At 70.4% G+C, this 25,936-nt stretch carries 24 protein-coding genes and 1 riboswitch; of the genes, 10 read left to right on the plus strand and 14 right to left on the minus strand.

Annotated elements, in window-relative coordinates; all coding sequences use genetic code 11:
* Positions 1-4: 4 nt before the first annotated feature.
* The 6 genes from FB465_RS28570 to FB465_RS28595 all read left to right on the plus strand — a co-directional run bounded on the left by FB465_RS28570 (position 5) and on the right by FB465_RS28595 (position 6,472).
* The gene (locus FB465_RS28570; protein ID WP_145795123.1) at positions 5-2,140 is read left to right on the plus strand and encodes an MMPL family transporter; all 2,136 of its coding nucleotides are present in this window, start codon (positions 5-7) and stop codon (positions 2,138-2,140) included.
* Positions 2,141-2,209: 69 nt separating this feature from the next.
* Positions 2,210-2,782 carry a TetR/AcrR family transcriptional regulator gene (locus FB465_RS28575; RefSeq protein WP_145795125.1) on the plus strand — a complete coding sequence of 191 codons (573 nt, stop codon included), beginning with the start codon at positions 2,210-2,212 and terminating at the stop codon, positions 2,780-2,782.
* Positions 2,783-2,793: 11 nt separating this feature from the next.
* Positions 2,794-3,357, plus strand: coding sequence for a DUF4865 family protein (locus tag FB465_RS28580; RefSeq protein WP_145795128.1), 564 nt, complete (start codon positions 2,794-2,796; stop codon positions 3,355-3,357).
* 110 nt (positions 3,358-3,467) lie between these two features.
* Complete coding sequence (locus tag FB465_RS28585) at positions 3,468-4,331, plus strand: universal stress protein (protein WP_246192881.1); 864 nt, start codon at positions 3,468-3,470, stop codon at positions 4,329-4,331.
* A 134-nt stretch (positions 4,332-4,465) separates the two neighbouring features.
* Positions 4,466-5,101 carry a Pr6Pr family membrane protein gene (locus FB465_RS28590; RefSeq protein WP_211785877.1) on the plus strand — a complete coding sequence of 212 codons (636 nt, stop codon included), beginning with the start codon at positions 4,466-4,468 and terminating at the stop codon, positions 5,099-5,101.
* 207 nt (positions 5,102-5,308) lie between these two features.
* Positions 5,309-6,472, plus strand: a complete 1,164-nt coding sequence (locus FB465_RS28595; protein ID WP_145795130.1) for an alpha/beta hydrolase — start codon at positions 5,309-5,311, stop codon at positions 6,470-6,472.
* A 76-nt stretch (positions 6,473-6,548) separates the two neighbouring features.
* On the opposite strand, the gene FB465_RS28600 is transcribed toward FB465_RS28595, so the two are convergent.
* The 4 genes from FB465_RS28600 to FB465_RS28615 all read right to left on the minus strand — a co-directional run bounded on the left by FB465_RS28600 (position 6,549) and on the right by FB465_RS28615 (position 12,199).
* On the minus strand, positions 6,549-7,343 hold the full coding sequence (locus FB465_RS28600) for a hypothetical protein (protein WP_145795132.1): 795 nt from the start codon (positions 7,341-7,343) through the stop codon (positions 6,549-6,551).
* Between the two features lie 55 nt (positions 7,344-7,398).
* Positions 7,399-8,400 carry a transglycosylase SLT domain-containing protein gene (locus FB465_RS28605; RefSeq protein ID WP_211785878.1) on the minus strand — a complete coding sequence of 334 codons (1,002 nt, stop codon included), beginning with the start codon at positions 8,398-8,400 and terminating at the stop codon, positions 7,399-7,401.
* A gap of 97 nt (positions 8,401-8,497) precedes the next feature.
* Positions 8,498-8,827, minus strand: a complete 330-nt coding sequence (locus FB465_RS28610) for a phenolic acid decarboxylase (RefSeq protein ID WP_145795133.1) — start codon at positions 8,825-8,827, stop codon at positions 8,498-8,500.
* 93 nt (positions 8,828-8,920) lie between these two features.
* Positions 8,921-12,199, minus strand: coding sequence for a carbohydrate binding domain-containing protein (locus tag FB465_RS28615; protein ID WP_211785879.1), 3,279 nt, complete (start codon positions 12,197-12,199; stop codon positions 8,921-8,923).
* Between the two features lie 392 nt (positions 12,200-12,591).
* A riboswitch (cyclic di-AMP (ydaO/yuaA leader) is annotated at positions 12,592-12,764 on the plus strand.
* A 3-nt stretch (positions 12,765-12,767) separates the two neighbouring features.
* Between FB465_RS28615 and FB465_RS36390 the strand changes: the two genes are divergently transcribed.
* Positions 12,768-14,015: a glycoside hydrolase family 16 protein gene (locus FB465_RS36390; RefSeq protein ID WP_246192883.1), complete on the plus strand. Its 1,248-nt coding sequence runs from the start codon at positions 12,768-12,770 to the stop codon at positions 14,013-14,015.
* 3 nt (positions 14,016-14,018) lie between these two features.
* Here the strand turns inward: FB465_RS36390 and FB465_RS28630 are convergent, their stop codons facing one another.
* Positions 14,019-14,483, minus strand: coding sequence for a hypothetical protein (locus tag FB465_RS28630; protein ID WP_145795135.1), 465 nt, complete (start codon positions 14,481-14,483; stop codon positions 14,019-14,021).
* Between the two features lie 79 nt (positions 14,484-14,562).
* Between FB465_RS28630 and FB465_RS28635 the strand changes: the two genes are divergently transcribed.
* Complete coding sequence (locus FB465_RS28635) at positions 14,563-14,874, plus strand: antibiotic biosynthesis monooxygenase (protein WP_145795136.1); 312 nt, start codon at positions 14,563-14,565, stop codon at positions 14,872-14,874.
* 206 nt (positions 14,875-15,080) lie between these two features.
* Here FB465_RS28635 and FB465_RS28640 read toward each other — a convergent pair whose 3' ends face one another.
* The gene (locus tag FB465_RS28640) at positions 15,081-15,875 is read right to left on the minus strand and encodes an IclR family transcriptional regulator (protein ID WP_145795138.1); all 795 of its coding nucleotides are present in this window, start codon (positions 15,873-15,875) and stop codon (positions 15,081-15,083) included.
* A gap of 190 nt (positions 15,876-16,065) precedes the next feature.
* Between FB465_RS28640 and aceB the strand changes: the two genes are divergently transcribed.
* Positions 16,066-17,718 carry a malate synthase A gene (gene aceB, locus FB465_RS28645; protein WP_145795140.1) on the plus strand — a complete coding sequence of 551 codons (1,653 nt, stop codon included), beginning with the start codon at positions 16,066-16,068 and terminating at the stop codon, positions 17,716-17,718.
* A 137-nt stretch (positions 17,719-17,855) separates the two neighbouring features.
* Positions 17,856-18,242 (plus strand): allophanate hydrolase-related protein, encoded by a 387-nt coding sequence (locus FB465_RS28650; RefSeq protein ID WP_145795141.1) that lies wholly within the window; start codon positions 17,856-17,858, stop codon positions 18,240-18,242.
* A 77-nt stretch (positions 18,243-18,319) separates the two neighbouring features.
* On the opposite strand, the gene FB465_RS28655 is transcribed toward FB465_RS28650, so the two are convergent.
* The 8 genes from FB465_RS28655 to FB465_RS28690 form a co-directional block, all read right to left on the minus strand.
* Positions 18,320-19,726 (minus strand): amino acid permease, encoded by a 1,407-nt coding sequence (locus FB465_RS28655; RefSeq protein ID WP_145795143.1) that lies wholly within the window; start codon positions 19,724-19,726, stop codon positions 18,320-18,322.
* Positions 19,727-19,950: 224 nt separating this feature from the next.
* Positions 19,951-21,336 (minus strand): 8-oxoguanine deaminase, encoded by a 1,386-nt coding sequence (locus FB465_RS28660; RefSeq protein ID WP_145795145.1) that lies wholly within the window; start codon positions 21,334-21,336, stop codon positions 19,951-19,953.
* 62 nt (positions 21,337-21,398) lie between these two features.
* The gene (locus FB465_RS28665) at positions 21,399-22,853 is read right to left on the minus strand and encodes a nucleobase:cation symporter-2 family protein (RefSeq protein ID WP_145795146.1); all 1,455 of its coding nucleotides are present in this window, start codon (positions 22,851-22,853) and stop codon (positions 21,399-21,401) included.
* Between the two features lie 243 nt (positions 22,854-23,096).
* The gene (gene pucL / locus FB465_RS28670; RefSeq protein WP_145795148.1) at positions 23,097-24,017 is read right to left on the minus strand and encodes a factor-independent urate hydroxylase; all 921 of its coding nucleotides are present in this window, start codon (positions 24,015-24,017) and stop codon (positions 23,097-23,099) included.
* Between the two features lie 27 nt (positions 24,018-24,044).
* Positions 24,045-24,380 (minus strand): hydroxyisourate hydrolase, encoded by a 336-nt coding sequence (gene uraH, locus FB465_RS28675; protein ID WP_145795149.1) that lies wholly within the window; start codon positions 24,378-24,380, stop codon positions 24,045-24,047.
* Positions 24,381-24,479: 99 nt separating this feature from the next.
* Positions 24,480-25,004 carry a 2-oxo-4-hydroxy-4-carboxy-5-ureidoimidazoline decarboxylase gene (gene uraD / locus FB465_RS28680; protein WP_246192885.1) on the minus strand — a complete coding sequence of 175 codons (525 nt, stop codon included), beginning with the start codon at positions 25,002-25,004 and terminating at the stop codon, positions 24,480-24,482.
* Positions 25,005-25,207: 203 nt separating this feature from the next.
* Positions 25,208-25,588 carry a helix-turn-helix domain-containing protein gene (locus FB465_RS28685; protein ID WP_145795151.1) on the minus strand — a complete coding sequence of 127 codons (381 nt, stop codon included), beginning with the start codon at positions 25,586-25,588 and terminating at the stop codon, positions 25,208-25,210.
* Positions 25,585-25,845, minus strand: coding sequence for a thiamine-binding protein (locus FB465_RS28690; RefSeq protein ID WP_425461265.1), 261 nt, complete (start codon positions 25,843-25,845; stop codon positions 25,585-25,587). The genes FB465_RS28685 and FB465_RS28690 overlap by 4 nt, the downstream gene beginning before the upstream one ends.
* Positions 25,846-25,936 lie beyond the last annotated feature (91 nt).

Genomic DNA, 25,936 nt, shown 5'->3' on the forward strand with positions numbered 1-25,936 from the left:
CGTCATGTCCTCCCTCCTCGGCCGCCTCGGCGGCGCCGCAGCCGCCAGACCCTGGCGGACCCTGCTCGGTTGGCTCCTGCTGCTGGCCGCCGTCTTCGGCCTGTCGGCCGCGTTCGGCGGTGAGCCGCACGACAACTACCGTGTGCCCGGCACCCGTTCGACCGCCGGCAGTGACCTCCTCGCCGAGCGCTTCCCCGAGATGTCGGGCGCGAGCGCCCGGGTGATCGTCCACGACCTGCACGGCGAGCGCCTGCCCGCGGGCGTCCTGGACGAGCTGCGCACCCGCCTCACCCAGGTCCGCGGTGCCGCCACCGTGGCGCCGCCGGCCCTCTCGGCCCAGGGCGACACCGCCCTGCTCGCCGTCAGCTACCGGATACCCGTCACCGAGTTCAAGGGCTCGGAGGGCCTGGACGCACTGCGTGACGCCGCCGGTCCGGCCCGGCAGGCGGGGCTGCAGGTGGAGTTCGGCGGACAGGTGCCGGAGAACTTCTCCGCCCCGGACGGCACCGCCGAGATCATCGGCGTGGTCGCCGCGCTGGTGATCCTGGTGGTGGCCCTGGGCACCGTGGTCTCGGCCGGTCTCCCGCTGCTGGTGGCAATCGCGGGGCTCGGCCTCGGCACCGCGCTGACCACCCTGCTGGCCGCCGTCACCGACATCAGCGCCACCGCCCCCACCGTCGCGACCATGGTCGGCCTGGGCGTGGGCATCGACTACGCGCTGCTGCTGGTGAGCCGCCATGTCGAGGGCCTGCGCAAGGGGTTGACCAAGGAGCAGGCCGCCGCCGAGGCGACCGCCACGGCTGGCTCCTCGGTCGTGGTGGCGGGCTCCACCGTGCTGGTGTCGCTCTTCGGACTGCGGCTGGCCGGGCTCTCCACCTACTCCTCCTTCGGCTACGCCACCTTCGCCGTGGTCGGCGCGGTGATGCTCGCCTCGCTCACCCTGGTGCCCGCCCTCTGCTCGCTGGCCGGGCCGCGCCTGCTGCGCCGCGCCGAGCGCAGCAACCCCGCCCGCGCCGAGGCCGAGGGCCCGACCCGGACGGAGCGCTGGGCCCGCCTGATCGGGCGGCGCCCGCTCGCCGGCGCACTCGCCTCGCTGGTGGTGCTGCTCGCACTGGCCGCGCCGATGCTCGGCATGCGTACCTGGCCGCAGGACGCGGGCAGCCAGTCCGCCACCAGCACCACCCGCAAGGCGTACGACCTGGTGGCCGACGCGTACGGCCCGGGCGCCAACGGCCCGCTGCTGGTCGCCGTCGACCTGCACAAGGTCCAGGCCGCCGAACTGCCCGCCATCGCCGACAGGTTGAGGGCGGACCAGGGGGTCGCTGCCGTCGCTCCGCCGATCCTCAACCAGGCCGGGGACGCGGCCGTGGTCTCCGTCCAGCCGAGGACCGGCCCGCAGGACCGGCACACCGCCCAGCTGCTGCAGCGCATGCGGGCCGACCTGCTCCCGGCGGGTGCCGAGGTGACCGGTGTGGTCGCGGTCTTCTCCGACATCTCCGACCGCCTCTCCGCCCGCCTCTGGGTGGTGGTCCCGTTCGTCGTCGCGCTCTCGCTGGTCCTGCTGACCCTGCTCTTCCGGGCCCCCGTGCTCGCACTGAAGGCCGCCGCGATGAACCTGCTCTCGGTGGCGGCCGCCTACGGCGTGACCACGGCGGTGTTCCAGTCCGAGACGGGCGCCAGGCTGCTCGGCCTGCCGCACTCGGTGCCGGTCTCCAGCTGGGTGCCGATCCTGATGTTCACCGTGCTCTTCGGCCTCTCCATGGACTACGAGGTCTTCCTGCTCGCCCGGGTCCGCGAGGACTGGCTGGTCACCCGCGACGCGCGAGGCAGCGTGGTGCGTGGTCTGTCCGCCACCGGGCGGGTCATCACCAGCGCGGCCGCGATCATGGTGGCGGTCTTCACCGGCTTCGCGATCGATCCGGACATCACCGTCAAGATGATGGGCGTCGGCATGGCGGCGGCCGTCCTGGTCGACGCCACGGTCGTCCGCCTGGTGCTCGTCCCGGCCACCATGACCCTGCTCGGCCGGGCGAACTGGTGGCTGCCGGCCTGGCTGGACCGACTCCTGCCCGAGCTCAAGGTCGAGCACGGCACGGAGCCGGTGAAGGCCCCGGCGGAGCCCGAGCGCATCCCGGTCTGACCGTCAGAGGCCGGAAGGGGCCGTCCGGATTCGGACGGCCCTTCTCCGTGGCATTCTGTACCTACTGGTATGTACAGTGAGGCCATGGCCACCCAGGACCGTCTGATCGAGACCACCCAGGAGCTCCTCTGGGAGCGCGGGTACGTCGGCACCAGCCCCAAGGCGATCCAGCAGCGCGCCGGTGTCGGGCAGGGCAGCATGTACCACCACTTCACCGGCAAGTCCGATCTGGCCGCCGCGGCCCTGAGCCGCAGCGCCCAGCAACTCCGTGCCCAGGCCGAGCAGCAGCTGGCCGGCCCCGGCACGGCGTACGAGCGCATCGCGGCGTACCTGCTGCGCGACCGCGAGGTCCTGCGCGGGTGCCGGATCGGGCGGATGGCCCAGGACCCCGACGTCATCGCCGAAGCCGAGCTGCGGCGGCCCGTCGAGGAGACCTTCGACTGGCTGTGCGGCCGGATCGCCGAGATCGTCGCCGAGGGCCAGGCGGACGGCGAGTTCGCCACCGGCCCGGACCCGGCCGACATCGCGGCGGCCGTCGTGGCCGTCCTGCAGGGCGGCTATGTGCTGGCCCGTGCGGCCGACTCGCCCGAACCGTTCCACCAGGCCGTCCGCGGCGCCCTCGCGCTGCTCCGCAACCGGTAGGGGTACCCACAGTGCAAGCGATGCAGTACGAGATCAGCCTGCCCGCCGACTACGACATGCAGATCATCCGGCAGCGGGTCGCCACCAAGGGCCACCTGATGGACGACTTCCCCGGCCTCGGGCTCAAGGCCTTCCTGATCCGCGAGCGCGGCGTGCACGCCTCGCCCGTCAACCAGTACGCGCCGTTCTACCTCTGGCGCACCGCCGAGGGGATGGCCGCCTTCCTCCGGAGCCCCGGCTTCGCCGGCCTGGCGGCAGACTTCGGCCGCCCGCCCGTCCAGCACTGGCTGGGCGTCGGCTTCCGCCCGGGCCCGGCCCGGGACCTGACACCCCGTACGGCGACCCGCCGGACCGAGCCCCTCCCCGCGGACGCCGACCCGGCGCAGGCCGTCTCCCGCGCTCTGGCCGAGCTGCCCGACGGGCCCGGACTGCACTCGGCCGCCGTCGCCCTCGACCCGCGCCGCTGGGAGCTGCTGCGCTTCGCTCTGTGGGAGCACGGAGCTCCCGACGACGAGACCCGCTACGAGGTGCTCCACCTCTCCCACCCCGAGCTGACCGCCCTGGGCCAGGGCTGACCCGCCCGACGTCCCCAAGGCGCGGCGGCGGGGGCATCCTGGTACCAGGGCCTTGCGTGACGGCTCGGACCGGGCCGGGCGGAAGGCGTGGAGCGCTCCGGGAGCCGACCATGAACAGCAGATCCCCCGCAGGCGTGGTGGCCGGGGTGGACGGTTCGTCGCACGCTGCGGCCGCCGCCGAGTGGGCCGCCCAGGAGGCGGAACGCCGTGACTGCGCGCTGCATCTGGTCCACGCGGTCAACACCGGCACCATCACCCTCTCGCCACGGGCCGGAGCCGCCGTCACCGACCTGGTCCTGCAGAACGCGCAAGCCGTGCTGGACGAGGCGCTCGGCAAGCTGCAGGCCGCCCACCCGGACCTGCGCCTGACCGGTGACGTCGTCCCCCGGGACGCCGCCGCAGCGATCCTCACCGCGGCCGAGCACGCCGAACTCGCGGTGGTCGGGACGCGCGGGCACGGCGGCTTCGCCTCGCTGCTGCTCGGCTCGGTCAGCCTGCGGGTCACCGCCCACGCCACGTGCCCGACCGTCGTGGTCCGGGTGACCCAGCAGGCCGGCGAGCACGTCCTGGTCGCCATCCGCGACGAGCGGGACTCCAAGACCCTGCGCTTCGCGATCCGCGAGGCGATCGGCTTCGGCCTGCCGGTACGGGCCCTGCACATCTGGTCCCCGGTGGTCGCCGACGTCGGGCACATGGCGCCGATGATGGACGAACTGGGGGAGGAGGCCAAGCTGCACGAGCAGCTGCTGAGCCGTACCGTCGACCCGGTCCGCGAGGAGTACCCGGAGGTCGAGGTGGACGCCCGCGAGCTCAGCGGCGCCACGGCCGCGACCCTGGTCGAGGCCTCCCAGCGGGCCGCCCTGCTGGTGATCGCCCGCCACCAGCCCGCCGCGCACTTCGGGCTGCGCCTCGGTACGGCGGTGCACGCCGTGCTGCACCACGCCCACTGCCCGGTGGCGGTCGTACCGGTCTGAGCGTCTGGGCCGAACGGGTAGCGCTCCGCTGCCACCGCGGCGGCCCGCGGGGCTCGGACGGCGGGCCGCCGGATGATGACCACGGCGAATGGTCATCCGACGGTACGGAGGCTCGGCCCATGCAGGAGCGCGCGGTGAACGTCCTGAGGCTCGTCTTCGGCCTGCTCGCGGCGGTCGCACTGGGGATCCAGGGCTACCACGTGTCCACCCAGGGCGCGTCGATGTCCAACTTCTTCAGCTACTTCACCATCCTCAGCAACATGGCCGGGGTCGTGGTCCTGCTCACCGGCGGAGTGCTGGGGCTGCTCGGGCGGCCCGGCGTACCGGACGGGGTCCGGGGTGCCGTCGTGCTCTACATGACCATCACCGGGCTGGTGTACGCCGTGCTGCTCTCCGGCTACCACCTGCCGCTGGAGATCATCTGGGTCAACACCGTGGTGCACAAGATCATGCCGCTGGTCTACCTGGTCGACTGGCTGGCCGCCCCGCCGCGCCGTCGGATCGCCTACCGCACGGCGCTGACCTGGCTGGCCTTCCCGTTCCTCTACCTGGCGTACAGCCTGATCCGCGGCCCGATCGTGCACTGGTACGCGTACCCCTTCCTCGACCCCGCCCGCTCCGGCGGCTACGGCCGGATCGCGGGTGCCTGCACGCTGATGACGGTGGCCTTCGTCCTGGTGGCGGCGGCGCTGGTGCGGGCGGGCAACGCCCTGCGGCGCCGCCAGGAACGTGCGGCGCCGGCCGCGCGCGCCGAGGTCTCGCAGCCGTGAGTGCCCGGCACGGCGAGGGTGATCCGGGAAGGCATACTTGACCAGCGGTGGGAATGTGCTGGGAGCTTGCTGAACAGTTGTCCGGGCTCCGGTGCAACCGGAGGGGCCGTTCTCGGCGTTCGTTCACAGTGAGAGCGGCCAAGAGGGAGTCCCACCGGTCGGAGGGACGGGCCCGCGGCCCGGCGGAACGTAGGAGTAACGGGGCAGATGGGGCTGACAAGCCACAAGGTGCTGGCGTTGGCGGTGACCGCCGCTGTGCTGGCGATGGCGGCCGCGGTCTGGGTGTGGCCGCGGCTGGCGCGGAAGAGCTGGCGGGCGGTGCTCGGCCGGATCGGCACCCTGCTGGCGACCCAGCTGGCAATGCTCGCGGCGCTGGGGCTGGTGGCCAACAACTACTTCGCCTTCTACAGCAGTTGGGACGACCTGCTGGGCACCGGGGACGCCGGTGCGGTGACGGTGCAGAGCAAGCCGGGGGCGCAGACCGCGACAGGCGGCCAGAAGGCCCCGGTCACCGTGCAGACCCTGGGCAGGGAGGCCGTCCAGGGCGGCGGCGCTGTCGGCCGCGAGCCCAGGCAGGCGGGCGAGATCCAGGCGGTACGGATCGGCGGCCCGGCCACCGGGCTGAGCACGGACGGCTACGTCTACCTGCCGCCGCAGTACTTCCAGCCGGAGTACGCGAACCGGAAGTTCCCGGCCGTCGTCGTGATGACCGGCTTCCCCGGCGACGCCAAGAACCTGCTGACCAGGCTGAACTACCCGGGAGCCGCCCTGCAGCTGATGCACGCCGGGAAGATGCAGCCGACCGTACTGATCCTGATGCGCCCCTCCCCGGCGATGCCGGCCGACACGGAGTGCGAGGACATCCCCGGCGGAGCGCAGTCCGAGACCTACTTCACCAAGGACGTCCCCCAGGTGGTCGAGGCCTCCTACCGGGTCTCCGCCGACCCGCACGCCTGGGGCGTGGCGGGCAACTCGACCGGCGGCTACTGCGCGCTGAAACTGGCGATGCGTCACCCCGAGGTCTTCCCGAGCGCCGTCTCGATGGCCGGCTACTACAAGGCCGCCGAGGACGCCACCACCGGTGACCTCTTCAAGGGCAGTCAGCAGCGGCGCGACGAGGCCGACCTGATGTGGCGGCTGAAGAACCTGCCGCAGCCCCCGGTCGCGGTGATGCTCGCCGGCAGCGAGGAGGGCGACGGCAACTACAAGCGCGAGAGCGATGCCTTCCAGGCGGCCGTCAAGAGCCCGATGACCGTCTCCACGGCCGTGGTGCAGACCGGCGGCCACAACTTCCAGACCTGGAGCCGGCTGCTGCCGCCCTCCCTGGAGTGGCTCTCCCAGCACCTCAAGGTGCCGGCCGCCGGAGCCTAGGCCCTGAGCGGACACACACCAGGGGGCCGTATCCGAAGTCTCGGATACGGCCCCCTGGTGTGTGTCAGCAGTTGTGTCAGCAGTCCTGGAAGGTCGAGCAGAGCGGGCCTTCGAGGGTCTTGAGCACACCGGCGTCCGACGGCGCGGACCAGGCGACCTTGGGCCGGCCCCCGGCGGGCGGGGCGGACCAGAGGGCGAGCTCGGAGACCGTGGCGGAGGTGTTGGACAGGTACTGGTGCAGGGTGGCCGTGGCGCCGCCCGCCTGAGGGACGGTGATGGTCGCGACCAGGTACGTGGAGTCCTCGGTGGTCACCTTCACCGTCGCGCCGGGGGCGGAGGTGCCGCACGCCTTGAGCTCGTCCACCAGTCCGCGGAAGAGCGCAGCGGCGGTCTGGACCGCGCCGCTGCTCTTCCCGGGCCAGTTGACGATGGTCTCCTTCGCCTGCCAGTCCTGGCCGCCGCCCGATCCGAGCAGAGCCTGACCGGCCGTCGCCCGCGAGGTGACCCCGTCGAGGTCGGTCGAGCGCTTGGACCTGCACAGCGACTCGAACTCGAACTTCGGGTCCTTGGCGGTCTTCGCCGCCTCGGCCGGGGACGCCCAGTGGTAGGCCGAGTACAGCGGGATGTTGTTCGCCGAGATCCACACCGGGTTCGGCAGGCCCTTGACCCCCTGGCCGCCGGCGGACGAGGTGGCCGTGGGCGCCTGACCGCTCGGCGAGGCCGAGTCCTGGGCCGGAGCCGAGGCCGGTGTGGACGCGGTGCTCGGCGGGGCAGCGGCCGTGGAGGCGTCGTCGGGCTCACAGGCGGTCAGCGAGCCGAGCGAGACGAGCACGGCGGCGGTCGCCGCGATCAGCGTGGTGGCGCGGGACAAGATGGTGGCTCTTCCTTGGTTGACGAGTACGAGTGATCTGTCCGGACGGACCTGCTCAGTAGCCGTGCGGTCCGCTGGCGGGGTTGGCCTGCGGGACCTTGGCGGCGAGGTTCGAGCCGTCGGGCGACACGTGGTAGTGGCCCATCAGGTAGTTCATCGAGGCCGCGCAGCTCGCCACCGGGTCGTAGATGTCGGTCGACGTCCCCTTCTCGTGGTAGCTCGCGAAGGTGTCCGGGATGCACTGCCACGGCCCACGCGAGGAGTGCAGCGGCGCGCCGTCCGACTGGACGGGCCCCCAGGCGTTGCTGTCGTTCTTGTTGACCAGCCACCGCGAGGAGTTGAACGAGGACTCGCGCTCGGCGATGGTGAGCATCCCGCGCATCCAGTTGGCGCGCGCCTTGGGATCGGTGATGCCCTTCATGTCCAGCACCTTGTTGATGTAGTCGGTGCAGGCTTCCTTGCCGCTCTTCCAGGAACCGGCGCCGCCGTAGTTCACCTGCGAGATGCTGATCTTGCCTTCCGAGGAAGGTGCCGAGTGGTGCCCGTCGCCACCGCCGTCGCCACCGTGCTCGTTCGGTGACTTGGGCGGCTGGTGGTGCCCGCCGCCGCCGTGGTCCTTGTGGTGTCCGGGGCCGGTGCTGTCGATCCCGGTGCGGTCGCCGCCCCCGGGCGACTTCGGCGGCTGGTGCTGCTTCTCCTTCTTGTGCAGCTCCTCCTGGATCCTGCGCTCGATCTCCTGGTACTCCTTGATGACCTGCTTGATCTTCTGCGCGTCCTCACCGATCTCCTTGGTGAGGCGCTCCTTGGTCTGCTGGAGGTGCTCGGTCCGCTTCAGGATGTCCTCGACGTCCCTCGCCACCTGGACCGCCACCACGCCGAAGCCGACGACACCCGCCAGCTGGCTCGCCATCAGATCGGTGGCGGCCGCCTTGGCGACGGCCTCCTTGATCCGGCCGACCTTCTTGGTCATCTCCGTCATGCGCTCGTTGATGGACTGCCAGTCCTTCTGGATCCTGGCCAGCTCCGCCAATGACACACCGAACCTGTCGCCACCCATACGGCTCTCCCCCATGTTCTCGGAGTCCGCAGCCACTCCCCGTACTCCGGCTGATTATCCGTCAAGAGGCTAGCCGAACTGTTGTCCGGGATGGAACTCAGGCGACCTGCTCCAGGGTGCCGGTGTGGAGTTCGCCGACCCGGCCGCCCTCTCCCTCGTACGTCCAGAAGGCCCGGACGGTCAGCTTGGCCAGGTCCATCACATGGCTGACGGTGATGCCGCTCGCCTCCGTCCAGCTCACGAAGTAGAGCTCCGGGCCGACCTGGGCGACGTGCAGGGTGACGTCCTCCCACTGGCCGGCCGACTCGCCGAGGCCCTCCCAGCGCAGCCGCGTCCCGTCGGCGGAGTAGGCGTTTCGGAAGGCCGCGCCGTTGTCGACCTGGAACAGGTACGTGTGTCCGGCGAAGCCTGGCAGGGGCGCGGTCATCTTCGGGCGTTCCTCGTCTGGGAGAACGGTGGGTACGGCCGGAGGCCTCCGGCCGTACCCACCAACCTATCCGACCAGGTGACGCTTCACCGGTTACTTCAGGTAGGGGCCATCCGTGCCGATCTTGCCCGGTGCGGCGTTGGCGCCGCCCAGGTCGAGCACGTACACCCGCAGGTTGCCCTTGCCGGGCGCGGCCACCGTCAGGCTGCCGCCGGAGACCGTCTTCACGTCGCCCGTGACGACGTCCTTGTAGGTGCCGTTGGGGATCCCGCCGTACGTCGCCCCGCCGGTCACCGCGACCAGTGCGAAGCTGTCCACGCCGCTCGCGGTGTCGGTGTAGCGGCGCTTGAAGGCCATGTTCCCGGAGACGCCCTCCGTCGAGTACTGCCCCATCTGCAGGGCGGGGACGGCCCGGCGGATCTGGTTCAGCCGCTGCAGCTGCTTGACCAGCGGCTGGGCCAGCGTGGTCGCCACCGCACCCGAGGCACCGGAGACCACCGAGAAGTCACCGGCCGTCACCTCGCCGGCGACCTTGTCGCCGTAGTACGCCCGGCCGGTGCTGGCGAGCGGGCAGGTCGGGCCGCAGTCGATCTGCTTCCCGGCCTGGAACTCGATCTCCGAGCCGTAGTACAGCGTCGGGATGCCGCGGAAGGTCCACATCAGCGCCATGTTCTCGGCCCAGGCGTCGGTGCCGCCGGCGTACCGGGTGCTCGACTTGCCGGGGCCGAAGTCATGGCTGTCGACGTACACCACGTTGTAGGTGGCGTCGTTGTAGCTGTCGTCCGAGTCCTTGCCGTTGTTGTACGCGTTGGAGGCGTCCCCGAAGTTCATGTGCATCCGCATGTCAATGACGCTCATGCCGGAGTACATGCTGTGGTCGGGGGCGTGGTAGAGGTTCCCGTTCAGGAAGGCGTTGGTGGACGTCGGCTGGGTGCCGGGGTCGTTGTCGGTGGTGTACTGCTGGACGGCGGCGGTGGCGTCGTCCGTGCTGTACGTGAACCGCTCCTTCCAGGTGTAGTACTGGGCGGACTGGTTGGCCGAGCCGCGGTTCCACTTGTCGTTGACGAAGGCGCCGACCTCGCCGAAGACGAAGAAGTCCGCCGCCTTCGCCGCGCCGAACTTCGCGCTGACCTCGCTGTAGATGGCCGGCAGGAAGTGCCGGTTCCAGGTGACCCGGGGGATGTGCACGGCAGTGTCGATCCGGAAGCCGTCCACGCCCATGTCGATGTACTTGTTGTAGGCGCCGATCAGGTAGTTCTGGACGACCGGGTTCTCGGTGTTGAAGTCCGCCAGGTCCTCGTGGATCCAGCAGCTCCGCGCGTCCTCGCCCTCCCAGTTGCCGATCCAGCACTGGTGGTAGAGCGCCTTCGGGAACATTCCCGAGGTCGGGTTGGGCCACTGGCAGTTGTAGACGGTGTAGCCCTCGGCGCTCTTGCCGCCGGTCGGCACACCCCAGTTGACGCAGGTGTTCCCGGCCGGCTCGGCCGTCGACCAGAGGTCACCGTTGTAGTAGGACTTGCCGGAGACCGGGTCGACGGTCAGGCCGTCGTACTCGAAGCCGGCGTTCGGCGCGTCGTAGTACCAGCTCCACTGCGCGTCGCGGACGCCGTACACGGTGGGTGTGAAGAGGCCCTTGGCACCCCAGCGGGAGCTGTGGTTGTAGACCACGTCCTGGTAGATCTTGATGCCCTTGGCGTGGGCCGCGTTGATCAGGTCCTGGTACGAGGCGCCGGCCGACTCCAGCCGCGGGTCCACCCGGTAGAAGTCGTAGCCGTGGTAACCGTGGTAGTCGTAGTCCGAGCGGTTGAGGACGACCGGGGTGATCCAGATGGCGGAGAAACCGAGGCCCTTGACGTAGTCCAGCTTCTGGACCAGGCCCTTGAAGTCGCCGCGGAACATCGGGTCGTTGTTGGCCGCGTTGCCGGACTTGACGTCCTGGCTGCCGCCGCGGTTGTTGCTGCTGTCACCGTCGTTGAAGCGGGCGGTGAGGACGAAGTAGATCGGGTCCTTGCGCGGGTCGCCGCCCAGCGGTGTGCCGCCCGGGGCGGCCGGGGGAGCCGTCCCGGTGGTGGCGCAGCCCGCTGCGCTCGCCGCGGAGAGGTTGCCCGCCGCGTCCAGGGCCTTGACGGTGTAGCAGTAGAAGGTGGTCGCCTCCAGGCCGCTCTCCGAGTGGACGGTGGAGGCGGTGTTGACCACCGAGGTGCCCTTGGTGCCGCCGGTGCGGGTGATCTGGTAGCCGGTCACGCCGACGTTGTCGGTGGCGGCGTTCCAGGTCAGCACCACGGAGGTGTTGGTGGCGCTCGCGGCGACGGCGGTGGGGGCGGTCGGCGCGGTGGTGTCGGGGACGACGGCTGCACAGGGGTCGGTGGCGTTCGCCGTGACCACCTTGTCCTTGACGGTGTTGTTGCCGCTGCCGAGCCGGTAGTTGGCGCTGTTGTTGTTGTCCCAGACGCCGTTGCCGTTGTTGAAGGTGGCCTGCCAGGTGGTGGCGGTGCCCAGGTCGACGGTCCTCCTCACCCAGCCGGTGCAGGCGGCGTCCATCCCGACACCGGGCGCGGTGGTCCAACTGCCGCCGGTGGGAGCCCAGTGGAGATTGACGGTGGACCAGCCGACGGTGGCGGTGGAGTACCAGACGGTGGCGGCGGTGCCGGTCGGCGGAGTGGTGGTACCGCACGGGTCGCTGTGGGCGACCACCCCGTCCTTGACGCTGATCAGGTCGGTGCCGAGCTGGTAGTTGGCACCGCTGTTGTTGTCCCAGGTGCCGGAGCCGTTGTTGAAGGTGGCCTGCCAGCTCGTGGCGGTGCCGAGACTGACGGTCAGCTTGACCCAGTTGGTGCAGGCTGCGGTCATCAGGGTGCCGGGCGCGGTGGTCCAACTGCCGCCGGTGGGAGCCCAGTGCAGGTAGTACGCCGGCCAGTTCCCGGTCGCCGTCCAGTAGAAGACGGTGGCCGAGGCGGGGGTGGCCGCCGCGCAGGGGTCGGTCGTGCTCACGACGCCGCCCGAGACGGCGCTGATGCCGCTGCCGAGCTGGTAGTTGGCGCCGCCGTTGTTGTCCCAGGTGCCGGAGCCGTTGTTGAAGGTGACGGCGAGCGAGGTGGCCGTACCCAGGTCGATCGTCTTCTTGTACCAGCCCGTACAGGCCGCCTCCATCGCCACGCCGGGGGCGGTGGTCCAGCTGCCGCCGGTGGGCGCGTAGTGGATGTCGACGGTGGTCCAGCTCGTGGCGGGCTTGTAGTAGACGGTCGCGCTGGTGGCCGCGTGCGCGGCGACGGTGTGCAGCAGGGTGGCCACCAGCCCGGCCACGGCGGTCAGCACCGCCAGCAGCGGGTGGCGGCGCCTGTGCCGGGCCCTGCGACGTGGTGCGTGGTCCACGGGGGGACTCCTCGGAGCGGGCCGCGCGGGGGAGCGGCCTGTCGGGTGGGGGTGAGGAGCGAGGTCCCGACGGCAGCACAAGTCACTGCAACCACTTGCAGATCCTGCGGCGCATACGGCCGTCGGGCGTGCTCCATGAGGCTTGCCACGCCCCGGTTTGCCGGGATTTCCGACGGGCAGGGCGGCCAGAGCTGACGCTCTGTCTTGCGCAAGGATCTGCAAGATGTTTCAGGAGGGTACTAGTCCGTAAATCCGGCGTAAAGAGTTCGCGCCCACGGCCTGTGAGGGACGTCTCATTGTCCGAGTACGGTCGATCTGCCTAGCCTGCACGGGATGTCCGCTTTGCGCGGACCCTGCCCGTCGGGACGCCGAGTCCTGTCCACCCGACGGCGGGCACTCGAGCACCGAACACGGACAGGAGCGGGGGAACCAGGTCAGTCTGCCGTGCCCCCGCGCCTGTCCAGGCGTGGGGATGCGGCTCGGGGTGAAGCCGTCCTGCGGGCGGCCGGGCTTCCTCAGGGCCCGAACCCGACAGCTCACCTCGCAGGCGTCGCAGAGGACTCCCGACATGCGCATTTCTGCCACCCCTGCGCGCCTCGGCGCGATAGCCGGCGCCGCCGCGCTGGTCACCGTGCCGCTGGTCGGCCAGGCGAGCGCCGCCACCGGCGTCACCCAGGACCGCCTCACACCCACCTCGATGGCCGCCGGTACGGCCGCCCGGGCCGGGCTCACGGTCCACTCCACCACCTGCTTCACGGCCAAGACGCTCGGCGTCGCCGTCCGTGACGCGGCCGGCCACAACCTGGACTTCCCCGGCTCGGCACACGACATCCGGATCTGCCCGAGCGGTGTCTCGATCACCACCGGCAGCCGCACCCTGCCGGCCGGCTCCTACACCGAGTTCGGCGCCTGGCAGGACTACAACGGCGGCTGGCACAACCTCGCCAAGAAGACGCTGACGGTCTCCGGTACGGCCTCCGCTCCGGCCCCGGCCCCTGCCCCGGCCCCGGCCCCTGCCCCGGCCCCGGCCCCTGCCCCGGCCCCTGCCCCGGCTCCGGCCCCCGCTCCGGCCCCGGCTCCCACGCCGACTCCCGCTCCGGCCCCGCCGACCACGGGCACCGCCTCGCCGGTCCCCGGCAAGTCGCTGACCTGGTCCGACGAGTTCAACAGCAGCATCGCCTGGGGCTCCACCTGGGTCGGCGACAAGAGCACCGCCTACCGCTACGGCAACCACAACCCGGACGACAACAAGCTGGACTGGCTGACCACCAGCGGCGTGAGCGTCGCCGACGGTGTCGCCACCTTCACCGCCAAGCCGTCCAGCCACACCCTGGAGAACGGCAAGCAGGCCTGGGACACCGGGCTGCTCACCACCGAGGGCTCCTCCCAGGGCTTCCAGGTCAAGACCGGCGACTACGCCGAGACCCGGGTGAAGCTGCCCACCGGCTCGGGCGCCTGGCCCGCGCTGTGGACCTGGAAGAACGGCAACGGGGAGATCGACTCCTTCGAGTACCACCCCGACAACCCGAACCTGCTGGAGCTGACCAACCACGTCAAGTCCGGCTCGAAGTACTACACCGACGCCAACGCCGTCGCCAAGGACCAGTGGGTGACCATCGGCACGTACTACGGCGCCACCTCGGTCGACTGGTACGTCAACGGCACCAAGGTGTTCTCGGACGGCACCGGCGTGGGCGCCGACTGGTCGGCGTACCTGATCCTCAACCTGTCGGTGGGTGCCGGCCAGTACCACCCCGCGCCCTCCGGCACCGCCCCGCTCAGCTTCGCCGCCGACTACGTGCGGGTCTACCGCTGACCCTCACCGGACGGTGATCGTGAACGCCGTGCCGTTGTCCGCCGGATGACGGTCGTCGACGCCGACCACCCTGACGTGCCCCTCGGCCACCGTGCCGGGGGGCACGTCGCGTCCCACCCGGACCGGGGCCAGCACGGTGGCCGTCCGCAGTGAGGGCAGTCCGGCCGGGAAGGCACAGCTCAGCACGTGCCCGCCGATGGACGCGGCGCAGGAGGTGGGGAAGTACGGGCCCTCGGCGGTGAACCCCGGCGGGAGGTCGATCAGCACGGTGAACGGCGAGGCGGTCCGGTCGGGGCCGCCGTTGGCGACGAAGCCGTGCACGGTGGTGGTGCCGCCGGGTGCGGCCGGGTCCGGGTCCAGTCGGACCACCCGCAGGTCGGAGTCGGACGGCGCCGCCATCGCCGTCACCGTGACGCATGCCACCAGTGCCGCCGTGGCGGCGGCGAGCCGGGTCGAGCCTCGGGTCAAGGTCCTCACCTGTCCACGTGTGGTCATCATCTGGCTACCCACTGTAGCGAGGTAGCCTGGATCTCCGGAGGTGAGGACGATGTCGGGACAGGTGTTGAGCGAGGTCAGTGCGCTGGTGGCCCCCGAGCGGGAGGCCGAGCTGGTCACGTCCTATCGGGAACTGGTGGCGGGCCCGCTGCCGGACGGGCTGATCCGCACCGAGCTGCTGCGCGGCCCGGGCCACCGCTGGCGGGTGCAGAGTCTGTGGCGTGACCGGGCCGCCCTGGAGGCCGTCCGGTCGAATCCGAAGCTGGCCGCAGCGCCCCGGCTCTTCGCCGACGTGGGCGCCGAGCCGGAGCTGACGGTCTTTCAGGTGACGGCGTCCCAGATCGGCTCGCTGGCCCTGGACTGAGAGGCTCCACCGGCAGGCAGGGAGCTGAACGGTGGGCACCTGAGTAACCACAGCAGGGGCGCGTGGGGGCACGTCCCGGCCGAAGGCTGGGGGAGAACTGTGCGAGATCGGAAGGTGACGGCCTGAACCCTCCCGATTCGCGCAGTTCCCCGCGCCCCTGGACAGTGCAACTGGCTGCGGTGCCTACCTGTGGCGGAGCCTGCCGCTCAGGGTGCGAGGACCTGGCCGAGCCGCGCCGCGATATGACGCATCACCGGCACCAGACCGGCACTGCCCGCCTGCGCCTCCAGTGCCCGGATACGGGCCTCCGGACCGGACACCGACAGGGCGGTCGGCGTCGGCGCGCCCGGCACGGCCACGGCGATGCAGCGTACGCCGATCTCCTGCTCCTGGTCGTCGACCACGTACCCGGACTCGCGGGCGCGGGCCAGCTGGGCGAAGAGCTGCTGCGTGTCGGTCACGGTGTACGGCGTGTGGGCCTGGAGCGGCTGGTTGCCGAGCACGGCACGCGCCTCGTCCTCGGGCAGCTGGGCGAGCAGCGCCTTGCCGACACCGGTGCAGTGCGGCTGGACCCGCCGCCCCACCTCGGTGAACATCCGCATCGAGCGCCGCGACTGGACCTGGCCGACGTAGACCACCTCGCCGCCCTCCAGGACGGCCAGGTTGGCGGTCTCGCCGGTGGCCTCCATCAGCTCGGCCAGGTACGGCCGGGCCCAGCTGCCGAGCAGCCGGCCCGAGGTCTCGCCGAGCCGGATCAGCCGGGGGCCCAGGGTGTAGCGCCGGGCTGTGTCCTGCCGCACATACCCCTGCTGGACGAGGGTACGAATCAGGCGGTGGATGGTGGGCATCGGCAGGCCGGAGGTGGTCGACAGCTCGCTCAGGGTGGCCACGCCGCCCGAGTCGGCCAAGGCCTCCAGCAGCTGAAAGGCGCGCTCGACGGACTGTACGCCGCCGGTGGCGCGCTCGGTCCCTGTGGGTGCTGCGGCGGGGGTGCTGGACACCGGCGTTCCCTTCGCTGTCGGAGGAGGAGTAGAGTCCCAGCGATCTACCTCAACAAAGCGTTGAAATTCTGTATCGCGGAAACTAGTCTCCACCTTACAGAACCGAACCCGTCAGTAGGCGGGTTCAGATCAAGGAAGTTCCCACCGGAGCTCCCTTTGAAGGCTCAACCGTCCAAGGAGTGTCCTGCCCATGGCTGCAGATCAGGGACCCGTCGGCGCTTCTCCCGCCGCTCCGGTCGTCACTGTCGCCGGTCCGCGCGTCCCCCGCGCCGAGGAGGTGCTCACCCCGGAGGCGGTCGCCTTCGTCGTCGGCCTCCACCGCGCCTTCGAAGGTCGCCGGCAGGAGCTCCTGACCCGACGAAAGACGCGCCGCGCCGAGATCGCCAAGGCGGGCACGCTCGACTTCCTCCCCGAAACGGCCGCCGTCCGCGAGGGTGACTGGAAGGTCGCCGAGGCCCCCCGCGCACTGCAGGACCGCCGGGTCGAGATCACCGGCCCCACCGACCGCAAGATGGTCATCAACGCGCTGAACTCGGGTGCGAGGATCTGGCTCGCCGACTTCGAGGACGCCACCGCCCCCACCTGGGAGAACGTGGTCAGCGGTCAGGTCAACCTGATCGACGCCTTCGAGGGCCGGATCGACTTCACCTCCTCCACCGGCAAGGCGTACACCCTCAAGCCGGCCCCGGAGCTTGCCACCGTCGTGGTCCGCCCGCGTGGCTGGCACCTCGACGAGAGCCATGTGCTGGTCGACGGCGCCCCGATCGCCGGCGCCTTCCTCGACTTCGGCCTCTACTTCTTCCACAACGCCGCCCGGCTGCTCGCGCGTGGCGCCGAGGACCCGAACTCGGGCCCGTACTTCTACCTTCCGAAGACCGAGAGCCACCTCGAGGCCCGGCTCTGGAACGACGTCTTCACGCACGCCCAGGAAGCCCTCGGCATCCCGTACGGCACCATCCGCGCCACGGTGCTGATCGAGACCATCACCGCCGCCTTCGAGATGGACGAGATCCTCTACGAGCTGCGCGACCACGCCGCCGGGCTCAACGCGGGCCGCTGGGACTACCTCTTCTCGATCGTCAAGAACTTCCGTGACGCGGGCGAGCACTACATCCTGCCGGACCGCAACAGCGTCGGCATGACCTCGCCGTTCATGGCCGCGTACACCCGCCTGCTGGTGCAGACCTGCCACAAGCGCGGCGCCCACGCGATCGGCGGCATGGCCGCCTTCATCCCGTCCCGCCGCGACCCCGAGGTCAACGCCGCCGCGCTCGAGAAGGTCAAGGCCGACAAGGACCGCGAGGCGGGCAACGGCTTCGACGGCTCCTGGGTCGCACACCCCGACCTGGTCCCCGTCGCCCGTGCCTCCTTCGACGCCGTGCTGGGCGACCGTCCGAACCAGAAGGACAACCCCGGCTCAGACGAGGTCGTGACGGCCGCCCAGCTGCTCGACATCGCCGGCGCCGGTGGCAGCTGCACCGAGGCCGGCCTCCACAACGCCGTTCAGGTCGGCGTCCGTTACATCGAGGCATGGCTTCGCGGTCTCGGTGCCGTCGGCATCTTCAACATGATGGAGGACGCCGCGACCGCCGAGATCTCGCGCTCGCAGATCTGGCAGTGGATCCACAACGGCGTCGTGCTCGCGGACACCGGTGAGAAGGCCACCGCCGAGCTGGTCCGTCGGCTCGTGGCCGCGGAGCTCGCCGAACTTCGTACCGAGTTGGGCGACGAGGCCTACGCCGGTGGGCGCTGGGCCGAGGCCGCCAAGCTCTTCGAACAGGTCGCCCTGGCAGAGGAGTTCGTCGACTTCCTCACGCTGCCCGGCTACGCCCTGCTCGGCTGAACCGAATCTATCCATCCGCCACGGGTCCGTCCTCCTGCCAGGCTGGCGAATCCGCGGCACCGATTTCTCCGTTCCGTACGGCCGCCCATCATCCGTCCCCGGCGGCCGTACGGAACCGTCACACCCGGAGGCCCCCCGTGGCACGCATCTTCTTCAACGGCCAGGCCATGGTCGGCGGCCCCTTCCACGCCTCGGTCGCCGACGCGCTGATCGGCCCGGTCCGCACCGCGCCCGGCCACCGCTTCTTCTCCATCGACGACGTCTGCCCGGGCCTGCTCCCCGACCCCTCGGTGGACACCGCCATCGAGGGCGAGCTGTACGACGTCCCGCTGGAGCACCTGCGCGACGTGATCCTCCCCGGCGAGCCGCGCGAGCTCGAACTCGGCGTCATCACGCTGGAGGACGGCACGCCGTGCCTCTCCATGGTCCTCGCGCGCGGCGAGCTCGAGCGCGGGGTCCACAAGGAGATCACCGAGTTCGGCGGCTGGCGCGCCTACCTCGCGACCCTGGGCCGCACCTCCTGAAACGCACTCGGCCCGCTCCCCGGCAGGGGGAGCGGGCCGAGGCACGGCACGGGCCGCTTGCCGTCATCCGCCGACGGTCACTGCAGGGCCGCGGCCGCCTTGCGCCTGCGGTCCACGACGGCCGCCGCCGTGAGCACGACGGCCGCCGCCACCAGGGACAGGATCATCTGGATGCGTCCGTCGTGGTCGGTGAACATATAGGCGACGACGAAGCCGATCAGGCCGATGGTCGCCCAGGTGAGGTACGGGTAGAGCCACATCCGTACGGTCAGCCGCTCCGGGGCCTCCCGCTCGATGATCTTGCGCATGCGCAGCTGCGAGAAGCAGATCACCAGCCAGACGAAGAGCGCCACCGCACCCGAGGAGTTGAGCAGGAACTGGAACACGGTGTCGGGCGAGGTGTAGTTGAAGAAGACCGCGACGAAGCCGAACACCACGGACGACAGGATCGCCGTGCGCGGCACGCCGCGCCCGCTCACCTGCGCGAAGGCGCGCGGTGCGTCGCCGCGCTGCCCGAGCGAGAACGCCATCCGCGAGGCCGTGTAGAGACCCGAGTTCAGACAGGACAGCACGGCCGTCAGTACGATCACGTCCATGACACCGGCCGCGCCGGGGATGCCGACGTGCTCCAGCACGGCGACGTACGGGCTGCCCTTCACTGAAGCGGAGTCCCAGGGGAGCAGGGTCACCACGATGGCGATCGAGCCCAGGTAGAAGACGCCGATCCGCCAGATCACGCTGTTGGTGGCCTTGCTGACGGCCTTCTCGGGGTCGGCCGACTCGCCGGCGGCGAGGGTCACGATCTCGCTGCCCATGAAGGCGAAGACCACGGTCAGCATGCCGGTGAACACCGCGCCGACGCCGTGCGGGAGGAAGCCGCCGTGGCCGGTCAGGTTCTCCGCCCCGACCGCGTGGGTGCCCGGCAGCAGCCCGAGCACCGCCAGGACACCGATCACGATGAAGGCGGCGATCGCCACCACCTTGATGCCGGCGAACCAGAACTCGAACTCCCCGTAGGAGGAGACGGAGAAGAGGTTGGTCGCGGTCAGCACGGCCATCACCAGCAGCGCGAACGCCCACTGCGGCACGCCCGGCACCCAGTGGTTGAGGATCTTCGCACCGGCGGTAGCCTCGACGGCGAGCACCACCACCCAGAAGAACCAGTACAGCCAGCCGATGGTGAAGCCCGCCCACCGGCCGAGCGCGCGGTCCGCGTACGCGGAGAACGATCCGCTCTGCGGGTCCGCCGCGGCCATCTCGCCGAGCATCCGCATCACCATCACTACCAGCACGCCGGCCAGGGTGTACGAGAGCAGAATTCCGGGGCCGGTCGAAGCGATTCCGGCGCCCGATCCGACGAAAAGGCCGGCGCCGATAACGCCGCCGATGGCGATCATGGAGAGATGGCGGTTCTTCAGACCGGCCTGCAGGTGTCCGCCGGTGGCCGCTTCGTGGGCGGTCGTGGGCTTGGTGTCCGTACTCATTGGGGGACGGTAACCCTGGAATTCGGATTTACGTAACCCCAAACGGAATTTCTCCCGCTATATTTGAGCATTACCTGAGGGTTACTCGCGCGTTTTCCGAATATATGGAGAAAAGGTGACAGCCCCGGACCCTCGCCGTGGGTCCGGGGCTGCTCTCCGTTCCCCGCGAGGGGGTGGAGTCCGGGTGACGCGCCGTCCCTGGCGCGGCCCGGAGTATGTGGGAATCAGACCTCGCGGGAGGCGAGCTCCTTGGCCGCACGGGCGCATGCCTGGGCGATCTTGTCCTCGTTGACCGTGGTCAGGTTGCCCTTCTCGACGACGGCGTTGCCGTTGACGAGCAGCAGGGCCAGCGGCGGCAGGGCGCCCAGGGTGAGGGCGGCGACCGGGTCGGCGATCGAGGAGTGCATGATGCCGTCGATCTTCCAGAGCGCCAGGTCGGCGAGCTTGCCGACCTCGATCGAGCCGATCTCGTTCTGACGGCCGAGCACCCGGGCGCCGCCCATGGTGCCCAGGCGCAGCGAGCTGCGGGCGGTCAGCGCGTCCGGGCGGCCGTGCAGACGGTTGATCAGCAGCGCGTTGCGCAGCTCGGTGCCGAGCTCACCCGACTCGTTGGAGGCGGTGCCGTCCACGCCGAGGCCGACCGGGACGCCCGCGCGGAGCATGTCCGGGACGCGGGCGATGCCGGCCGCGAGGCGGGCGTTGGAGGACGGGCAGTGCGCGACACCGGTGCCGGTCTCGGCGAACTTGGCGATGTCCGAGTCGTTCATGTGGACGCAGTGCGCCATCCAGACGTCCTCGCCCAGCCAGCCGGTCGACTCGAAGTAGTCGGTCGGGCCCATGCCGAACAGCTCCTTGCAGAACTGCTCCTCCTCGGCCGTCTCCGAGCCGTGGGTGTGCAGGCGGACGCCCTTGCGGCGGGCCAGGACGGCGGCCTCGCGCATCAGCTCGGTGGAGACCGAGAAGGGCGAGCACGGCGCGATGGCGATCTGCAGCATCGAGTCGAAGGAGGCGTCGTGGTACTTGTCCACGGCGGCCTCGGACGCGATCAGGATGTCCTCGGTCTTCTCGACCGCGTGGTCCGGCGGCAGGCCGCCGTCCTTCTTGCTGCGGTCCATCGAGCCGCGCAGCGCGGTGAAGCGCATGCCGAGCTCCTGGACGGCCTCGATCTCGGCGCCGAGGATGTCGCCGCCGTCCTTCGGGAAGACGTAGTGGTGGTCGCTCGCGGTCGTACAACCGGACTTGAGCAGCGCGGCCGTCGAGCCCTGGGCGGCGGCGTGGACGAGCTTGTCGTCGATGCGGGCCCAGGTCGGGTAGAGCGCGACCAGCCAGTCGAAGAGGATGTTGTCCTGGGCGAGGCCGCGGGTGATCCACTGGTAGAAGTGGTGGTGGGTGTTGACCAGGCCCGGCGTGACCAGGTGGCCCTCGCCGTTGATACGGCGCACCACGTTGTCCAGCCACTGAGGGGCGGGGCCGTTGCCGACCGACTCGATCTTGTTGCCGAGGACTACGACGTGGCCGCGGGCGTACTCGGTGTCGTTGGCGTCGACCGTCGCGATGGCGACGTTCTCGATCACGATCCGCTGGTCGGCGGGCGGGGGCTGGACTGCCATGGTGTGACTCCTATGGGGGGAGGGCAGGGGGCGTGCTTGAGCGGTGCACGCCCCCCAGCCGGTCAGGACGGTGTCGCCGTTGACACCGCCGCGCCGGGCGTCTCGCCGGTTGGGGACCGGCGGCCGACGCCGACGTGGTGGAAGAGCAGGTTGAGCAGGACGGCCATCACACAGCCGGCCGAGATTCCGGAGTGCATCAGCGTGCGGACGGCCTCCGGGAAGGCGTCATAGAACGTGGGGGCGGCGATCGGGATGATGCCTACCCCGAGGGACACGGACACCAGGATGGTGTTGGCGCTGGACTCCATGCCCGCCTCCGCGAGGGTGCGGATGCCGCTTGCCGCCACCGTGCCGAAGAGCACGATCCCGGCTCCGCCGAGGACGGGCTGCGGCACCAGCGAGACCAGCGACCCGAGGACCGGGAAGAGGCCCAGCAGGATCAGGATGCCTCCGCCGGCCGCGACCACGAAGCGGCTGCGGATCTTGGTCAGCGCCACCAGCCCGATGTTCTGGGCGAAGGCGCTGGCCGCGAATCCGTTGAAGACCGGGCTGATCGCGGTGGCCAGGCCGTCCGCCCGGAGGCCGGCGGCCAGGGTCTTCTCGTCGGCCTGCCGGTCCACGATCTGACCGAGCGCCAGCATGTCGGCGGTGGACTCGGTCATCGAGACCACCATGACGATGCAGAGCGAGACGATCGCGGCGGCGTCGAACATCGGCGCGCCGAAGTGGAACGGGGAGGGGAGCGCGAAGACCTTCGCGTCCTGGACCGCGCCGAAGTCGGCGAGGCCCAGCGGGAAGGCGAGCAGGGTGCCGATCGCCAGTCCGATGAGCAGCGAGAGCTGCTGCCAGAAGCCTCGGAGCAGCTTGTTGCAGAGGACCACCGCGGCAAGGGTGAACGCGGCGAGCCCGATGGCCCGCATGGAGCCGTAACCGGGCGCGGCCGGTGAGCCGCCGCGCGCCCAGTTGACCGCCACCGGAAGCAGGGACACCCCGATGAGGGTGATCACGGTGCCCTGGACGACCGCTGGGAAGAACCGGATGAGCTTGCAGAAGTAGGGTGCCGCGAGGAAGCACAGGACCCCCGCGACGATCACCGCACCGAAGATCACCGGAAGGGCGTCCTTCGGGCCGTGCTCCTTGGCGATCGCGATCATGGGCGCGACGCCGGCGAACGAGACGCCGTTCACGAACGGCAGCCGTGCGCCGATGCGCCAGACTCCGAGCGTCTGGAGCAGGGTGGCCAGTCCCGCGGTGAACAGGCTGGCCGAGATCAGCAGGGCGAGCTCGGCGGGGGAGAGTCCCACGCCGGCGCCGACGATGAGCGGGGGCGCCACGACGCCCGCGTACATCGCGGCCACGTGCTGCAGACCGGTGGTGATCAGCTTCACCGGGGGCAGCAGCTCGTCCACGGGGTGGACCTCACGGCCGGCCAGGGTGTCGGTCGACACCTCGACCGGCCGTGATGGCCCGTCAGGGGTGGAACCGCCGTCGGTGGTACGGGTGGAGCGGAGTGCCATGTCGAGCCCCTCTTGTGCCCATGGCTCTCGGCGCGCCCGTGGCGCTGGAGACGTCCCGAGGGCGGGACGGCGGTGCAAGGGTCCCTCGGGATGCTTCTCCAGCTCCCCGGGCCGGCCGCCGTGAGGCGGGCACGATCTCCGGATGTTGGGGGTGGAGAAAGCGGTGGTGCATGACGTCCCGGACCGGCCGGCCCGCGAGGGCCGGAGGGTGCTGCGGTACGGGACGACGTTCATGGGTCCTGCTCAGGCGACCGGGATGACCGGGACGACGCCCTCGCGGTGCACGGTGCCCTCGATCAGGCCGTACATGCGGTCGGCCGCGTAGTACACCTCGTTCTCGTTCTTGAGGCCGAAGGGCTCCAGGTCGACGAGGAAGTGGTGCTTGTTGGGCAGCTCCAGGCGGACCTCGTCCACCTCGGCGCGGTTGTTGAGGACGCGGGTGCCCATCGCGTGCAGGGTCTGCTGCAGCGAGTAGGAGTAGGTCTCCGCGAACGCCTCCAGCATGTGGCGGCGCACGTGCTGGTACGAGCGGTTCCAGTTCGGCTGGGCCTCGCCGTCCTTGCCGCTGAAGCCGTACTTCCAACGGGCCGTCACCTGGGTGGCCAGGATGCGGTCGTACGCCTCCTGCAGGGTGGTGTAGCGGTCCTTGATGTAGCCCCAGAACTCCGAGTTGGTGGAGTTCATGACGATCAGGTCCTTGAGACCGGAGATCACCTGGACGGTCTCACCGTCGTAGACGACCTCGGTGGTCCGGGTCTCCTGGCCGTTGCGGACGAAGGAGTGGCCGACCTCGTCCGCGCCGATGAAGCGGGCCGAGTTGTCCGGGGTCTTGATCCGGTCCCAGACGTACTCCTCGATCCGGATCCGAGCGCTGCGCACGACGCCCCGCTCGGTGTTGTCGACGAAGTGACGGGCCAGCGTGATGCCGAAGGCCTCCGCCGACTCGATGCCGTACTCCTTCGCGAAGGCGTAGACGGTGTTCTTCGTCGTGTCCGTGGGCAGGCAGTTGGCGTTCGAGCCGGTGAGGTGAACGTCCTCGAAGTCACCCTGGAGCGAGACCGAGACGTTCAGGTCCTTGATCTCGTGGCGGGTGGAGTCACGGTAGACACGCACAATGCGGTTCTCCGCCTTGCCGTACTGGTTCTGACCGAGCACGTGGGCCATGGCTGGCTCCTAAAACAATCGAGCGGTCTAGCTTCCGCGGTAGACCGAGTAGCCGAACGGGTTGAGCAGCAGGGGCACGTGGTAGTGGTGCTGCGCAGGCGCGACCGTGAAGACGATCGAGACCTCGGGGAAGAACGGCGTCTCGTCCGACTTCTTGGCGTAGTAAGCCGCGGTGTCGAAGAGCAGCCGGACGACCGAGCCCGCCTCCACGGCCGGCAGGTCCTTGGCCCGGCCGTCGGAGTCCGTGGCGGAGGTGCCGAGCACCTTCCAGCCACCCTCGGTGTTCAGTGCGAGCTCGACCGGGACACCCTCGGCCGGGCGGCCGAGGCTGGTGTCGAGCACGTGCGTGGAGATGCCAGTCATGGGTGAAGTGACCTTACTGATGGCAGATATCGGGTGCCGCGCGCAGCGCGTCCTTGGAAGGGTGGCGGCGGGCGACGGGTGGGCGCCGCGTCGGAGTCGTCAGGACTCGTCGAGCAGGCGGTTGATACGGATGTCGTTGATCTTGCGCAGCTCGCCCCGGACGATCTCCGCCTCGGTGGCGGCATCGTTGGGGAAGCGCTCGCGGAGGGAGGCGAGCATGGTGGCCGCGGTGCGGCCGGTCGCGCAGATCAGGAACACATGGCCGAACTTCGCCTCGTAGGCGGCGTTGGCCTCGTGCAGTTCATCGAGGAGAGCGGAGTCCACTCCCTGGATGCCGGCCTGCTCGCGCTCGGAGGTGGCGTCGCCCGTCTTGGGCTTGCCAATCCGGGCGTGGCCGGCCATCGCGTCGTTCAGGTCGTCGACCGTGAGCGCCGCCATGGCGGCCGCGTTGGCGGCCAGCAGCGCGTCGCGGTCGGCCCAGGGTCGGGCGGCCGCGACGGCCTCGGCCCAGCTGGGGCTGGAGCAGATCTCCAGCAGGGTCTCCGTCAGCTCGGCGGCGGGAGCCGCCTCCAGCGCCTTGAGTGCGCCGGCCGCGTCAGGGGACGTACGGGGGTGGTTGGTCACGGGTGGACCTCCTGAAGAGTGGTGCCACCCGCAAAAGCTAGATCCACCACCCCCGGGCGTCAACACTTTGTTGAACGGTTGGTGGTTACGTTTTGAGACGGGGCCGGTAACCGGCCCGTTTCGTGTGCGATTCGCCAAGTGTGCCCGGTGTGTCGAGTGGGACAGACTGGGCAAACCGGCGGGGCTTGCAGGTCAGCCGGGGGTCAGCCCGTCTTGGAGCCGTCCTGCCGGTTCAGATAGTTGTACACCGTGAACCGGCTGACACCGAGCGCCGAAGCCACCGTCTCCACTCCGTGGCGGACGGTGAAGGCGCCGCGCTCCTCCAGCAGGGCCACGACGCGCTGCTTCTCCCAGCGGTCGAGCTCGGCGAGCGGGCGGCCGTCGAACTGGCGGGTCATCTCCGCCAGCAGGCGATCCAGGGCACTGCTGAGGTGCGGGAGACGTACGGCGACCGCCGGGACGCCCTCCCACTCCAGCAGGACGTCGTCGGGGCGGGCTTCGGTCACCGCCACCTGAGTGGCGCCGACCGCTTCCAGCAGCGGCTTTATCGCTGCGGCGAGCGGGTGTTCCAGGGCGTTGCTCACTGCGTACCCACTCCTTCCGGGCTCTTGTCCTCATCCAGGACGCTGACCTGGACCGAGATCCGGGTCGCGCCGGCGTCCAGGGTCTCGCGCAGCAGCCTGGACACGGCGGCCAGGACCTGATCGGCCTCGCCTTCCGCGCCGGTGCCGAACGGGCCGACGGCCACGGCCAGGCCGGCCTCGTCGACCACGCGCCGGGCGGCCACCGCGTGCTCGGGGAACGTGTCCAGCTCGAACGGTTCTGTCGTGAACTCCACCATCAATCGCACCTGCTCACTGTAGCGAGCGGCTCTGCGGATGGGAGGGGCTGGTCGATCAAACAGTCGAGCACCGACGTGACCGCAGGGTTTC

Source organism: Kitasatospora atroaurantiaca (assembly GCF_007828955.1).
GTDB lineage: Bacteria > Actinomycetota > Actinomycetes > Streptomycetales > Streptomycetaceae > Kitasatospora > Kitasatospora atroaurantiaca.

What these genes read in the sequence shown, in the direction of transcription:
- FB465_RS28690 (WP_425461265.1), bottom strand. Translation starts at nt 25,845, where the DNA reads ATGGTGGAGTTCACGACAGAACCGTTCGAGCTGGACACGTTCCCCGAG.
- FB465_RS36390 (WP_246192883.1), top strand. Translation starts at nt 12,768, where the DNA reads ATGCGCATTTCTGCCACCCCTGCGCGCCTCGGCGCGATAGCCGGCGCC.
- FB465_RS28585 (WP_246192881.1), top strand. Translation starts at nt 3,468, where the DNA reads ATGAACAGCAGATCCCCCGCAGGCGTGGTGGCCGGGGTGGACGGTTCG.
- pucL (WP_145795148.1), bottom strand. Translation starts at nt 24,017, where the DNA reads ATGGCCCACGTGCTCGGTCAGAACCAGTACGGCAAGGCGGAGAACCGC.
- uraH (WP_145795149.1), bottom strand. Translation starts at nt 24,380, where the DNA reads ATGACTGGCATCTCCACGCACGTGCTCGACACCAGCCTCGGCCGCCCG.
- FB465_RS28605 (WP_211785878.1), bottom strand. Translation starts at nt 8,400, where the DNA reads ATGGGTGGCGACAGGTTCGGTGTGTCATTGGCGGAGCTGGCCAGGATC.
- FB465_RS28575 (WP_145795125.1), top strand. Translation starts at nt 2,210, where the DNA reads ATGTACAGTGAGGCCATGGCCACCCAGGACCGTCTGATCGAGACCACC.
- FB465_RS28635 (WP_145795136.1), top strand. Translation starts at nt 14,563, where the DNA reads ATGTCGGGACAGGTGTTGAGCGAGGTCAGTGCGCTGGTGGCCCCCGAG.
- FB465_RS28595 (WP_145795130.1), top strand. Translation starts at nt 5,309, where the DNA reads ATGGGGCTGACAAGCCACAAGGTGCTGGCGTTGGCGGTGACCGCCGCT.
- FB465_RS28660 (WP_145795145.1), bottom strand. Translation starts at nt 21,336, where the DNA reads ATGGCAGTCCAGCCCCCGCCCGCCGACCAGCGGATCGTGATCGAGAAC.
- FB465_RS28610 (WP_145795133.1), bottom strand. Translation starts at nt 8,827, where the DNA reads ATGACCGCGCCCCTGCCAGGCTTCGCCGGACACACGTACCTGTTCCAG.
- aceB (WP_145795140.1), top strand. Translation starts at nt 16,066, where the DNA reads ATGGCTGCAGATCAGGGACCCGTCGGCGCTTCTCCCGCCGCTCCGGTC.
- FB465_RS28570 (WP_145795123.1), top strand. Translation starts at nt 5, where the DNA reads ATGTCCTCCCTCCTCGGCCGCCTCGGCGGCGCCGCAGCCGCCAGACCC.
- FB465_RS28655 (WP_145795143.1), bottom strand. Translation starts at nt 19,726, where the DNA reads ATGAGTACGGACACCAAGCCCACGACCGCCCACGAAGCGGCCACCGGC.
- FB465_RS28665 (WP_145795146.1), bottom strand. Translation starts at nt 22,853, where the DNA reads ATGGCACTCCGCTCCACCCGTACCACCGACGGCGGTTCCACCCCTGAC.